The organism is Streptomyces sp. NPDC057474 (genome assembly GCF_042802555.1).
Taxonomy (GTDB): domain Bacteria; phylum Actinomycetota; class Actinomycetes; order Streptomycetales; family Streptomycetaceae; genus Streptomyces.
Window position 1 is genome coordinate 1 of record NZ_JBHVDX010000264.1, and the last position, 12,237, is coordinate 12,237.

General features: G+C 71.3%; 12 protein-coding genes. 5 read left to right on the top strand and 7 right to left on the bottom strand.

What is annotated here, in order from left to right; all coding sequences use genetic code 11:
- Window positions 1-30: 30 nt before the first annotated feature.
- From ACFU53_RS41735 to ACFU53_RS41755, 5 genes are all read right to left on the bottom strand, one after another.
- Window positions 31-1,629: a cation acetate symporter gene (locus ACFU53_RS41735; protein ID WP_384004918.1), complete on the bottom strand. Its 1,599-nt coding sequence runs from the start codon at window positions 1,627-1,629 to the stop codon at window positions 31-33.
- On the bottom strand, window positions 1,623-2,120 hold the full coding sequence (locus tag ACFU53_RS41740) for a DUF485 domain-containing protein (protein WP_384004920.1): 498 nt from the start codon (window positions 2,118-2,120) through the stop codon (window positions 1,623-1,625). Before ACFU53_RS41740 ends, ACFU53_RS41735 begins: the two co-directional genes overlap by 7 nt.
- Window positions 2,121-2,268: 148 nt before the next feature.
- Entirely contained in the window at window positions 2,269-2,853 is a 585-nt protein-coding gene (locus ACFU53_RS41745; RefSeq protein WP_384004922.1) for a hypothetical protein, read from the bottom strand.
- Between the two features lie 158 nt (window positions 2,854-3,011).
- Window positions 3,012-3,782: a ferredoxin reductase gene (locus tag ACFU53_RS41750; RefSeq protein ID WP_384004924.1), complete on the bottom strand. Its 771-nt coding sequence runs from the start codon at window positions 3,780-3,782 to the stop codon at window positions 3,012-3,014.
- Complete coding sequence (locus ACFU53_RS41755) at window positions 3,775-4,380, bottom strand: sulfite oxidase-like oxidoreductase (protein ID WP_384004926.1); 606 nt, start codon at window positions 4,378-4,380, stop codon at window positions 3,775-3,777. Before ACFU53_RS41755 ends, ACFU53_RS41750 begins: the two co-directional genes overlap by 8 nt.
- Window positions 4,381-4,598: 218 nt before the next feature.
- On the opposite strand from ACFU53_RS41755, the gene ACFU53_RS41760 reads away from it, so the two are divergent.
- From ACFU53_RS41760 to ACFU53_RS41775, 4 genes are all read left to right on the top strand, one after another.
- Window positions 4,599-5,330 (top strand): GNAT family N-acetyltransferase, encoded by a 732-nt coding sequence (locus ACFU53_RS41760; RefSeq protein ID WP_384004928.1) that lies wholly within the window; start codon window positions 4,599-4,601, stop codon window positions 5,328-5,330.
- A gap of 370 nt (window positions 5,331-5,700) precedes the next feature.
- Complete coding sequence (locus ACFU53_RS41765; RefSeq protein WP_384004930.1) at window positions 5,701-6,477, top strand: putative protein N(5)-glutamine methyltransferase; 777 nt, start codon at window positions 5,701-5,703, stop codon at window positions 6,475-6,477.
- Window positions 6,478-6,609: 132 nt separating this feature from the next.
- Entirely contained in the window at window positions 6,610-8,625 is a 2,016-nt protein-coding gene (locus ACFU53_RS41770) for an FAD-dependent oxidoreductase (RefSeq protein ID WP_384004932.1), read from the top strand.
- A 59-nt stretch (window positions 8,626-8,684) separates the two neighbouring features.
- Window positions 8,685-9,260, top strand: a complete 576-nt coding sequence (locus tag ACFU53_RS41775) for a PadR family transcriptional regulator (RefSeq protein ID WP_384004934.1) — start codon at window positions 8,685-8,687, stop codon at window positions 9,258-9,260.
- Between the two features lie 41 nt (window positions 9,261-9,301).
- Here ACFU53_RS41775 and ACFU53_RS41780 read toward each other — a convergent pair whose 3' ends face one another.
- On the bottom strand, window positions 9,302-9,838 hold the full coding sequence (locus ACFU53_RS41780) for a hypothetical protein (protein ID WP_384004936.1): 537 nt from the start codon (window positions 9,836-9,838) through the stop codon (window positions 9,302-9,304).
- A 208-nt stretch (window positions 9,839-10,046) separates the two neighbouring features.
- Window positions 10,047-10,988, bottom strand: coding sequence for a fibronectin type III domain-containing protein (locus tag ACFU53_RS41785; protein ID WP_384004939.1), 942 nt, complete (start codon window positions 10,986-10,988; stop codon window positions 10,047-10,049).
- A 482-nt stretch (window positions 10,989-11,470) separates the two neighbouring features.
- Between ACFU53_RS41785 and ACFU53_RS41790 the strand changes: the two genes are divergently transcribed.
- On the top strand, window positions 11,471-12,199 hold the full coding sequence (locus ACFU53_RS41790) for a glycoside hydrolase family 75 protein (RefSeq protein WP_384004937.1): 729 nt from the start codon (window positions 11,471-11,473) through the stop codon (window positions 12,197-12,199).
- The last annotated feature ends 38 nt before the right edge of the window (window positions 12,200-12,237 follow it).

Here is a 12,237-nt window from a genome sequence, read left to right on the forward strand (position 1 = left end):
GGCTTTTCCGGGCCCGCGACGCCCCACGGCTCACCTCTGGTCGGCCCCGACCAGGGCCCGGACCTCGAAGTCCTCGTACACGCTCTCCTCCTGCCGGGGACCGAGCCGGGAGCCGAGCCAGCCCAGCAAAAAGCCCGCCGGGATCGACACGATGCCCGGGTTCTGCAGCGGGAACCACGCGAAGTCGGCGTTCGGACGGACCGAGTCCGGGGTGGAGGAGACGACCGGCGAGAACAGCACGAGCAGGACGGACGTGACCAGGCCGCCGTACAGGCTGAGCAGGGCGCCGCGAGCGGTGAACCCGCGCCAGAACAGGCTGTAGACGATGGTCGGCAGGATGGCGGACGCGGCGATCGCGAAGGCCAGGAACGCCAGGGTGGCGGTGTTGGTGCCCCAGGCGAGGAGGGCGAACATCATGCTCAGGACGCCCAGGATCACCGCGGCGATCCGGGCGACGCCCAGCTCCTGCGTCTCCTTGGCCTTGCCCTTGCGGATGACCTCGCCGTAGAGGTCATGGGCGACGGACGAGGCCGCGGCGAGCATGAGACCGGCGGCGACGGCGAGCAGGGTGACGAAGGCCAGGGCCGAGACGATCGCCGTCAGTACTTCGCCGCCGAGTTCGTGGGCGAGCAGCAGTACGGCCGCGTCGCCCTTGTGGTCGATGTCAGAGATGGTCTCCCGGCCCACCAAGGCGGTGGCGCCGAGGCCCAGCACGCCGGCCATCAGGCACACGAACCCGACCAGACCCACGGCCCACACCACCGAGGCGCGCAGCACCCGGGTCCTGCGGGGCGCGAACATCCGCATCATCACGTGCGGGAGCGCGGCCAGCCCGAGCACGATGGCCAGTTGCAGACTGAAGAAGTCGATCTTGCTGATGGGGCCCGCCCCGTAGCGCAGACCCGGCTGCAGGTACTCGCTGCCCAGCCCGCTGCCCGCGGTCGCGGACGCCAGGAGCCCGTCGATGTTCCAGTCGAAGCGGTTCAACACCAGCACGGCGACCACCGTGACACCGGCGACGAGCATCACGGCCTTGACCACCTGGATGAAGGTGGCCCCCGGCATGCCGCCGATCGCCGCGTAGATCGTCACGATCGTGCCGATGATGATCACGACCATCGTGCGTGTGGTCGGGCCGGGTTCGCCCACGAACTGCGTCATCAGCGCGATGCTGCCGACCAGTTGGGCCACCAGATAGAGGGTGCACACGGAGAGCGTGCAGATGGCGAGCGCCAGCCGGACAGGCCGCTGCCGCAGCGGGAACCGTCGGGCCAGGGCGTCGCCGAGGGTGAACTTGCCCGAGTTGCGCAGGGGTTCGGCGATCAGCAGCAGCACCATCATCCAGGCGACGACCGTACCGCCGAGGTAGAGCAGGCCGTCGTAGCCGGTCAGGGCGACGAGGCCGGTGCTGCCGAGCAGCGTCGCGGCCGAGAGGTAGTCGCCGCACATGGCGAGGCCGTTGCGCAGCGGCGACATGTCACGGTTGCCGAGGTAGAACTCGCTGATCTCGTCCCGTTGCGGTGCCGTCAGCAACGCGGTGAACAGGGTGATGACGACGACGGACAGGAACAGCACGAACGTCAGCCGCAGGCTGAACGCGTCGGCCACACTCGCGGAGAAGGTCACCATGCGCGGAACCGCCGTGCGGCCGGAACCCGACGCTTCTCGGCCTCACGCTCCTCCAGGTGGGAACGGAGCCGACGGACGACCGGGTCGATGTTCTTGCGCATGTGCCGTACGTACAGGAACGCGGTCACACCCATGACGGCGAACTGGGCCAGCCCGAGTGTCAGCCCGAGTGTCAGATGTCCGATCAATCGCTGATTCATAACTCCTGGTACGAAACTCGACAGTAGGACGTACGACAGGAATCCACCGACGGACAACGCGGTCGCCCATATGCCGAACCTGCGATATGCGGCGCTTATTGAACGAAATTCAGGGTCTGCGTGTATGGGCTGTCGGCTTGTCTGTGCGGGGGGAAACGGGACGGAACTGTCGTACCGTGCCGTGTAGTTGGACACAATGCACCCTCTTCGCTGCCTTATGTCTCGCAGTCGACTCTGTCCGGTCGCGATGGTCACCGCGGGGGAATTCGGTAATCGCGGAAGTCGAGTCACTGTGCGGAAACCGTGGGGGAGGAAGCGGAGTATGTCAGCAAGGCTATTGGAGTATCAACTGCGTTGGGGAGATGGATTTTGTGGATGTTTCGGGGGTGGCCGACATGCGGTGCGCAGCTATTAGCTGAGAAATGTTCTCGTTCTGCCGTCACGCCCAGCGGTGTCCCCAGTCGGGTCCTGTCCGCGCCCACTCCTGATCCCATTCGGCCAGCCGATGCCGGGTGGCGACCCGGCGGACGACGACATGTCCGAGCAGCACGATGCCGACCACTCCGCCGGTGGCGCAGGTCCCCATGGCCAGCGCGTGCTGCCAGACGGCCGTGTCGGTCGGCGGCGGCTGGACGCTGCGGCCCGCCTCGTCCAGCCAGACGTCGGCGCGGTCGCCGCGCTCGGTGCCCGCCGCCACCCGGGCCTCACCGGTACGGGAGCCGCCGTCGGGCTCGGTCCAGCGGGCCCGCACCCAGTACGTGGGCTGCCTGTCGCCGTGCGCCGAGGGCACGGAGGCGGGGGCCTTCTCGACGATCACGGCGCTGACCCGGTCGAGCGCGGCCCGCTCGGCGGCGGCGTGCGCCCGCGCGTCCCCGTGGGCCCACCGGCCCACCGCGATCCCGGCGGCCGGGGCGGCGAGGGCCAGCAGGAGCACGACGAACAGCACCGTCCACGCCTCGACGACGTCCGAGCGTCGGCGCAGCGGATTGGGGCGCCAACGCCACCCGAACACCTGGCCTCGCATCTCGCCCTCCCTCACCGGCACGGCCCTCATGTACGAGAACCCCGGTTAGGACTGGTCCGCACTTCCGGTGTACCCGAAAGAGGCCGAGTTGGCATGGTTTGCGCCAGAAATCATGGAAGCACTGCCCAGCAGGAGCGAGCGATGTACGGGCCGGAGGGTCAGCCGAACCGCTCGATACGGATGCGGTCCACCGGCTGCCCCGCCTCGACCAGCAGCCGTGAGGCGTGCTCGGCGAACGCGTTGGAGCCGCACACATAGGCCTCCCACCCACCGAGCGGCCGCTCGGTCAGCAGCGGCGCCACATGTGTCGCCGACAGTCGCCCCACCGGCACCCCCGCGGGCGCCCGCCGCGTGAACACGGCCGTGGTCTCCGCGCCGTACTCCGCCGCGTAGATCAGCTCCTCGGGCCCGCGCGCGGACACCAGCAGCCGCAACGCCACGTCGAGCCCGCGCGCCCGGTGGTGGCGGATCATCGACATCAGCGGCACGACACCGGAACCGGCGCCGATCAGCAACGCGGGTCGGTCCCCGGGCCAGGCGAAGAAGCCGCTGAGCGGGCCGCGCACCTGCACCTCGTCGCCGGGCCGGGCCTCGGTGTGGAACCACCCGGAGACCTCGCCGCCCTCGACATGGTCCAGGGTCAGCTCGATGTTCCCGGCGTCGTCCGGCGGGGACGCCAGCGAGTAGTGGCGCTGCGCCGTGTAACCGTCCCCGGCGGTCAGCCGCAGCATCAGGTGCTGCCCCGGCAGATGCCCCGCCCACCCGGGCACCGCGAACCGGAACGTGGCCACGGCAGGCGTCTCCCGCCGGATCTCCGTCAGCGTCGCCGTCTGCCAGAGCGCCGCCGCCCGGTTGCTCACGGCGATACGGCCGGGCACGGCGAACCGCGTGGGCGGCTTGAACGCCGAAGTCGTCGCTGTCTCAGTCACCGGAGTACCGCTGCTCCTCCCACGGGTTGCCCCGCGCGTGATAGCCGTTCTGTTCCCAGAAGCCGGGCTCGTCGTGGTCGAGGAGCCGCAGGCCCGCGATCCACTTGGCGCTCTTCCAGAAGTACAGATGCGGCACCAGCAGCCGCGCCGGACCGCCGTGCTCCGCGGGCAGCGGCTTGCCGTCGTACTCCCAGGCGATCCAGGCGCGCCCGCCGGTGAGGTCGGCGAGCGGGAGGTTCGTGGTGTAGCCGCTGTGGGAGTACGCGACCGCGTGGGTGGCGGACGCGTCGGGCCGGACCATGTCCAGGAACGCGTCCAGCGGGGCGCCACCGAACCGCACGCCGAACTTCGACCAGCTCGTCACACAGTGGATGTCGCCCTCGTACGGCGACGTGGGCAGCGCGTGCGCCTCGTCCCAGTCCCAGGAGCGCGGCTCCGCCACCAGGCCGTCGATCCGGAACGTCCAGTCGGCGGGCGTCAGGTCGGGGGTGACCTCGGCCGACAGAACGGGCCAGTCGTCGCCGGCGTCGTACTGGCCGGGCGGCAGTCCGGGATTTTGGACGCGGGGGCGCCCGGTGAAGCCTCGTGTGACGTTCATGGGGGTCCAACGTGACGGCGGTGATTGCTGAGTCATGCAACCGTACGTGTCCGGGGTGAGTGCTCCGGCCCCGGGGCCGGGCGGCGATCGTTGCGGCCGCGTGAACTCTTCGGCAGCCCGGGAATAGGGGCTCGGCGATCTCCCTTGCCGCCTTCAGTCGGTGCCGGCGGACCTGACGGCCGACGACCAGGTGGCAGCAGATCAGAGCGGGAGAGCGCATGTCCGAGTACGCGAGTGGCAGCAAGGGTGCGGGGACCGTGCCGCACGTCCTCGACAATCCCGCGCTCGCCTCCCTCACCGGGCCGCACGCCCACTTCGCCGAGCGGCGCGGCCGGGTGCTGCGCTACCCGCTCGACGTGTCGCCGTGGCTGGCCCTCCCCGACGAGCCCGACGCGGACGACTGGGCCGACCTCGCGGCGCTGGCCGGCCCCGGTGCCGAGGTCCCGGTCCCGGCCTACAGCGCAGGCTTCCCGGCCCACTGGGAGGTGACCTTCGACCTGGCGGGCGTGCAACTCGTCGACGACGGGGTGGCCGCCGCACCGGACGACGAGGCCGTACGGCTGGGCCCCGCCGACGTGCCCGAGATGCTCGACCTCGTCGAGCGCACCCAGCCCGGCCCCTTCCTCCCCCGCACCGTCGAACTCGGCACCTACCTCGGCATCCGCCGGGGCGGCACCCTGGTCGCCATGGCCGGCGAGCGGCTGCACCCGCCGGGCTGGACCGAGATCAGCGCGGTCTGCACCGACCCGGCCTTCCGCGGTGCGGGCCTCGCCACCCGCCTCGTCCATGCCGTCGCCCACGGCATCCGCGAACGCGGCGAAACCCCCTTCCTTCACACCGCCGCAACCAACACGACCGCCATCCGCCTCTACGAGTCCCTCGGCTTCCGCCTACGCCGCACCACCCGTTTCATGGCGGCCCGGGTGCCCGCGGTCGGCGCGGGGGTTTAGCGGGCGGGCGACGGGCGGCATGCCCGGGGTGGCGCGCCCGGGGTGGCCGGCCGTGCGGTCGGGGGGCGTGCTGGGACGGCCGGCAGTGCCCTTCCAAGCCGTGCCGGGGAGCGGCGGCCATGCACGTCGCAGCGTGCCGGAAGCATCGGAGCCGTGCGCTCGAACCGCTCCCCGGCGGTGCCGCTCGTTCCCTTGTGGTCCTGTCGTGACCATGGGGTAGGGTTGCCGGGCCAGTCAGCACGTGGACCGAGGAGGTGAGACCCATTACCGCTGTGTCAGGTCGGGTGCTCTCACCTCAACGCGGCGCGGTGCATCGCCGATAGGCCACCGCGGGAGCGCCCTTCGGCCCACCGAAAGGCTCTCGGCTGTCATGCCACTTCTGTCAACCACCTCTGTCGTCACGGCACTTCGCGCCGCCGGTTGCGTCTTCGCCGAGGACGAGGCGGAGTTGATCCTCACCACCGCACCTTCCCCGGACGAGGCCGCCGCCATGGTGGACCGGCGCGTCGCCGGCCTGCCCCTCGAACTCGTCCTCGGCTGGGCCGAGTTCGCGGGCCTGCGCATCACCGTGGAACCCGGCGTGTTCGTCCCCCGCCGCCGCACCGAGTTCCTCGTCGAACAGGCCCTCGCCACCGTCGCCGGCGCCTCGGTCGTCATCGACCTCTGTTGCGGCTCCGGCGCGGTGGGCGCCGCGCTGGCCACGTCGCTCGAAGGGGCCGAACTCCACGTCGCCGACATCGATCCGGCGGCGGTCCGCTGCGCCCGCCGCAACATCGCGCCGCACGGCGGCCACGCCCACGAGGGTGACCTCTTCGCGGCGCTGCCCGCCCGCCTGCGGGGCCGCGTCGACATCCTCGCGGCGAACGTGCCGTACGTCCCGACCGACGAGGTCCCGCTCCTGCCGAGTGAGGCCCGCGACCACGAACCCCTCGTCGCTCTCGACGGTGGCGCGGACGGCCTCGACGTCCTGCGCCGGGTCGCCGCCGAGGCCCCCGAGTGGCTCGCCCCGGGCGGCTGTCTGCTCGTCGAGACGAGCGAACGCCAGGCACCGCTCGCCCTCGACACCTTCCTCCGATCCGGCCTCACCGCACGCGTGGCCGTCTCGGAGGAGATGTACGCCCACGTGGTGCTCGGCTCAAGACCCTGAGGCACCGAGTAGCCCGCGCGAGGATCCACGCGACCTGATGTGGCCTTGCCCTCAACCATTGTGCAACTAGTTGCATAAAAGGCGCGGCGTCGTCTACAACGTTGATGACGACGCCACGCACGGAGGACACCCATGAGCCGTTACCCGCACCTGCTGAGCCCTCTCGACCTGGGCTTCACCACACTCCCCAACCGCGTGCTCATGGGCTCCATGCACGTGGGCCTGGAGGAGGCCGCGCGCGGCTTCGAGCGCATGGCGGAGTTCTACGCGGCCCGAGCGCGCGGGGGAGTGGGCCTCATCGTCACCGGCGGCTTCGCGCCCAACGAGGCCGGACGCCCGTACGAGGGCGGCGCGAAGCTCACCACCGACGCCGAGGCGGAACAGCACCGGCAGATCACCGACGCCGTACACCGCGAGGGCGGCCGGATCGCGATGCAGATCCTGCACTTCGGGCGGTACTCCTACCACCGCGACCTGGTCGCGCCCAGCGCCCTCCAGGCCCCGATCAGCCCGTTCGTCCCGCACGCCCTCACCGACGCCGAGGTCGAGCAGACGATCGAGGACTACGCGAACGCGGCCCGGCTCGCCCGGCAGGCGGGGTACGACGGCGTCGAGATCATGGGCTCCGAGGGCTATCTGATCAACGAGTTCATCGCCGCCGGGACCAATCACCGCGACGACCGCTGGGGCGGCTCGTACGAGAACCGTATGCGTTTCCCCGTCGAGATCGTGCGCCGGGTGCGCGAGGCGGTCGGGGAGGACTTCATCATCGTCTACCGGCTGTCCATGCTCGACCTCGTGCCCGGCGGGTCCAGCTTCGACGAGGTGGTCACGCTGGCGAAGGCCGTCGAGGCGGCCGGGGCGACCATCATCAACACCGGCATCGGCTGGCACGAGGCCCGTATCCCCACCATCGCGACCTCGGTGCCGCGCGGCGCGTACACCTGGGTGACCAAGAAGCTCATGGGTGCGGTCTCGGTGCCGCTCGTGACGACCAACCGCATCAACACCCCCGAAGTGGCCGAGGAGTTGCTCGCCGACGGCCACGCCGACATGGTGTCCATGGCCCGCCCGATGCTCGCCGACCCCGACTTCGTCAAGAAGGCCCGTGAGGGCCGCTCCGATGCCATCAACACCTGCATCGGCTGCAATCAGGCCTGTCTCGACCACGTCTTCAGCGGCGAGATCACCTCGTGCCTGGTCAACCCGCGCGCCTGCCACGAGACGGAACTCGTCCTCTCCCCGACCCGGCTGCGCAAGCGTGTGGCGGTCGTCGGCGCGGGCCCGGCCGGGCTCGCCTGTGCCGTGAGCGCGGCCGAACGCGGCCACGGGGTCACGCTGTTCGACGCCGCGAGCGAGGTCGGTGGCCAGCTCAACGTGGCCCGCAAGGTCCCCGGCAAGCAGGAGTTCGACGAAACCCTGCGCTACTTCCGCCACCAGCTCGACGCGCACGGCGTCGACGTACGCCTGGACACGCGCGTCACGGCCGACGACCTCACGGCCTACGACGAGGTCGTCGTCGCCACCGGCGTCACCCCACGCACCCCCGAACTCCCCGGCGTCGACCACCCCAAGGTCCTGAGCTACCTGGACGTCCTGCGCGACGGCGCCCCCGTGGGCGACCGTGTCGCTGTCCTCGGCGCGGGCGGCATCGGCTTCGACGTCGCCGAGTACCTGACCGACGGCGGGGAGAAGACCGGCGAGGACCCTGCCGCGTACTTCCGTCAGTGGGGCGTCGACATGGACTACCGCGCCCCGGGCGGCCTGGCCGCCCCCGAGCGCCCCGCCCCGCCGCGCTCGGTCCACCTCCTCCAGCGCAAGACCTCCAAGGTCGGCGCCGGACTCGGCAAGACCACGGGCTGGATCCACCGCACCGAACTCAAGCACCGCGGCGTCACCATGGTCCCCGGCGTCCAGTACGACCTGATCGACGACGCCGGACTGCACGTCACCGTCGACGGCGTCCGCCAGGTGCTGGAGGTCGACACGGTCGTCCTCTGCACGGGACAGGACCCGCGCCGCGGCCTGTACGACGACCTGGTCGCCGCCGGGCGGTCCGCGCACCTCATCGGCGGCGCCGATGTGGCGGCCGAACTGGACGCCAAGCGGGCGATCAAGCAGGGGACGGAGCTGGCGGCCGGGCTGTAGGAGGCCCGGCCACGAGGCGCGTGCGGCTGTCGTGATCCCCGCCTTCCTAGGATGAGCCCATGTCACTCCCGCACGCGATCCTCACCGCCCTGCTCGAGAAGCCGTCGTCGGGCCTTGAGCTGACCCGGCGGTTCGACAGGTCGATCGGCTACTTCTGGTCGGCGACGCACCAGCAGATCTACCGCGAGCTGGGCAAACTAGAGGGCGAGGGCCTCATCCGGGCCCTGCCCTCCGAGCGGCCCGCCCGGGGGCAGAAGAAGAGCTACGAGGTCCTGCCGGCCGGACGTGACGAACTGGCCCGCTGGACCTCCGCGCCCCAGGACCCCAAGCCGTGGCGGGACGCGCTCTTCGTCCGGCTGCGCGCCGCCGCGGTGGTGGGCACGACCGGTCTTGAGGACGATATGAGGCGCCATCTCGGGCTTTATCAGCGGCAGTTGGCGGAGTACGAGGAGATCGAGAAGCGGGACTTCGGGCCCGGCCGGGACACGGCTCAGGACCGGCTCCAGCATCTGATCCTGCGGGCGGGAATCGACCTGCTGACCTTCTGGACCCAGTGGCTGACGAACGCCCTGGAGGAGTTCGAGACGCTGCCGGAGACCACCGGTGACAGTGGAGAAGGCGCGGGGAACGAGTAGGCGGCCGTCCGCGTCACGGGGCGACCGCTCACCCGGGGCTCTCAGAGGCGGTGCGGCTTCGCGCGGCGGCGCAGGTACCAGACGGCCGCCCCCGTGCCCGCGGCCACCAGTGCCCCGCCGCCCACGAGGGTGATGGTGCCGTACTCCCGGGTGGCTCCGCCGACACCGCCCATGACGCCCCGTGCCGGCGAGGCCGTCGTGGAGATGGTGGGGGTGGCGGCGGTGACGATGACGGACTGGGTGCCCGCCGTGGTCCCGTCCTTGCACACCCCGATCACGGTGTATGTACCCGGGCCCACGTTCGCCCAGGAGGCGGACTGGGTGGTGCTCGTACCGGTGAGCGTCGCCTGACGCCCCTGGGAGAAGTTCGCCTGCCCACTGGAGAGCAGCGAGGCGGTCCCGAACGTGCCGTTGGTGCTGTTGGGGCAATCGCTCGTGGTGACGGTGACCGAGGAGCCCGTGGTGCTCACCGAGATCCCCGTGGGGACGGCGACGGCCGACGGCGCGGTCAGGGCGATCGGCAGCACGGCGGCGGCCGACGTCAGGCCGGAGCGGAGGAGTAGCTGAGACGTACGCATGGTCTGCCCTCCAGCGGCACGGTGGCGGCACGTCCCTTGCACCGCCGAGGATCGGGAGACCCGTGCTGCCTCAGGGTGAGCCAACGTGCCCTTCGCCCCGCCCGCATGCGGGCGACACCCGGGCAGGTGACGGATTCCGCCGTGCGGGTGACCCGGCTCGTTCGGCGGCGGTCGCCCCGGCTCACCCGTCGGTGGCCGACAGACCGGCTCACTCGGCGGTGGTCACCGTCCGCTCCGCCGAGAACCCGCCCCAGGTCCCGTCCGGGAGCTTCGCGCGGATCTGTACCCGGTACGACACCCCGGCCTCCCGGCCCACGTAGAAGCTGTACGTGGCCCGGTCCCGGGGCGGGGTCCCGCCCCAGACGAGCGTGGTCGCCTGCCGCCCGTCGAGCTGGATCTCGTACTCCGTGATCACACCGTCGGCACGCGGCGGCAGCCAGGACAGTTCGATGGAGTACGCCCCGTCGGCCCGGCGTGTGCCGGCGCGGAAACCGGTGGGCGCGGTGCCCCGCCCGTCGTCCGCCCCCGGCGCGGTGGTGAGCCGTACGACCCGGCTCACGGGCGAGACGTTGTCCGCCGCGTCCCGCGCCCGCACGGAGAAGGTGTACCGGGTGCCGGACCGCAGCCCCGTGACCACGGCCGCCGTCTGCTCCCCGCCCACACTGTGGATCTTCGAGTCGCCCTGAAGGACGTCGTACGACACCACGTCCCGGTCGTCCGTCGACCGCCCCCACGACAACTGCACCGCCTTGCTCCCGACCACCTTTGCGTCGAGTCGCCCGGGGCGGGTCGGGGCCCGGCGGTCCGTCACCCCGGCGCCGGGCGTCGTGGCCCGGACCTCGGCACTGGGTGGTCCCAGGTCCCCGGCGGCGCTGCGGGCCCGGACCGTGAACACGTACGTGGTGGACGGTCGGAGCCGGGTGATGTCCACCATGTGCTCGCCGCCCGGCACGTCCTTCACCTTCGTGCCGCCCCGGTACACCTCGTACCCGGCGATCTCCGGCTCGCCGGACACCCGGTTCCACATGACGTGCACGCTGGTGGCGCTGCCCGCGGCGGCGGTGACGCCGGGTGGGGCCGACGGCGGTCGGCGACCGGGGCCCTCCTCCATCGCGCAGGCGGCCGTGAGGAGCAGCGGGCCGCAGAGCATCGGCACCAGGACGAGTGCCGGCACGGAATCGCGTCGCACGATTCTGCCCCCTCGATCGTCGAGCCACGGCGGGATTGGTCTGTACCTATCTCCCATGTATGACATGACTGACGCGGCCACATCAAGGGGTGGGTGGGGAGCGAATGAGTGCCGGCCGGATGCTCCGCCCGACGGACGTGGTGGCTGCGACGCGGTTCACGGCACGGCGCGCGGCTACGTATGCTGCTGCTTCGGCACGGCGTGAACTCGATTGCCATTCACGTCAGTTCACGTCGTGCGGCGCAGGCCGCTGTCGTCGCCGATCCCACGCCGACGAGAGCGGCCGAGCGGCCGGGGCCGAGTTGGGCCCGGGCCCTCGGCCGCGCGCTTGTGCGGAGGATGTCGTGATCCGTCCGGCCCCCTCCCGGTAGCCGTCCTCTCCGACCCGCACCACCGTTGGGTGAGTGTCCGTCATGTCCCCTTCCCGGAGAGGGTTCCTCATCGTGCGTGTCCGCTCGTTGACGTTGGCCGCCGTCGGCGCCGCCCTGCTGGCCCCCGTCGCCCTGCCCGCGCTGGCCCACCCGCAGCGGCCCCTGCAACGTGAGGGCAGTGTGACCGCCGCCGACCTGCTGGCCAGGGCGCGCGGCTGCGTCCGGGTGTCCGAGGGGCTCTACAGCGGTGACGCCGGCACTCCCGCCGTCATCCCCGTCTGCGGTGTCGACGGCGCGGTGTTCTGGAAGGCCGACATGGACATCGACTGCGACGGCCGGCCGGGCCCGCGCTGCAACCGCGACAGCGACCCGTGGTTCCAGCCCGCCACGTCCTTCCTGCAGTCCGACGGCCGGTACCTCAACTCCGAGATTCTGCCGTTCGTCGTCGTCCCCGCCGCGAGCCGTACGTGGGACTACCGGGTCCACGGCATCAGGGGTGGTTCGGTCGCCGCCGTCATCCACGAGGACCGCGTCCAGTACGCCGTCGTCGGCGACACCGGCCCCCGGAACATCATCGGCGAGGCCTCGTACGCCACGGCCGAGGCCCTCGGAATCCGCCCCGACCCGCGCAGCGGCGGCACCGACTCAGGCGTCACCTACATCGTCTTCGAGGACTCCAAGGTGACCCCGATCGAGGACCACGAGGCGGCGGTGGAACAGGGGGAGGAGCTGGCGCGGAAGTGGGTGGAGGGGGTGGCGATGCGTGGCGGGGCGTCTATGCGTGGCGGGGCGGTGAACTGACCACGGCTTCGGGGTCTGTCGCCTGATCAGGCGACAGA

Bases quoted from the DNA above. Each gene is read 5' to 3' on its own strand.
- ACFU53_RS41735 (WP_384004918.1), bottom strand. From the start codon at position 1,629: ATGGTGACCTTCTCCGCGAGTGTGGCCGACGCGTTCAGCCTGCGGCTG.
- ACFU53_RS41745 (WP_384004922.1), bottom strand. From the start codon at position 2,853: ATGCGAGGCCAGGTGTTCGGGTGGCGTTGGCGCCCCAATCCGCTGCGC.
- ACFU53_RS41755 (WP_384004926.1), bottom strand. From the start codon at position 4,380: ATGAACGTCACACGAGGCTTCACCGGGCGCCCCCGCGTCCAAAATCCC.
- ACFU53_RS41760 (WP_384004928.1), top strand. From the start codon at position 4,599: ATGTCCGAGTACGCGAGTGGCAGCAAGGGTGCGGGGACCGTGCCGCAC.
- ACFU53_RS41765 (WP_384004930.1), top strand. From the start codon at position 5,701: ATGCCACTTCTGTCAACCACCTCTGTCGTCACGGCACTTCGCGCCGCC.
- ACFU53_RS41770 (WP_384004932.1), top strand. From the start codon at position 6,610: ATGAGCCGTTACCCGCACCTGCTGAGCCCTCTCGACCTGGGCTTCACC.
- ACFU53_RS41775 (WP_384004934.1), top strand. From the start codon at position 8,685: ATGTCACTCCCGCACGCGATCCTCACCGCCCTGCTCGAGAAGCCGTCG.
- ACFU53_RS41780 (WP_384004936.1), bottom strand. From the start codon at position 9,838: ATGCGTACGTCTCAGCTACTCCTCCGCTCCGGCCTGACGTCGGCCGCC.
- ACFU53_RS41785 (WP_384004939.1), bottom strand. From the start codon at position 10,988: ATGCTCTGCGGCCCGCTGCTCCTCACGGCCGCCTGCGCGATGGAGGAG.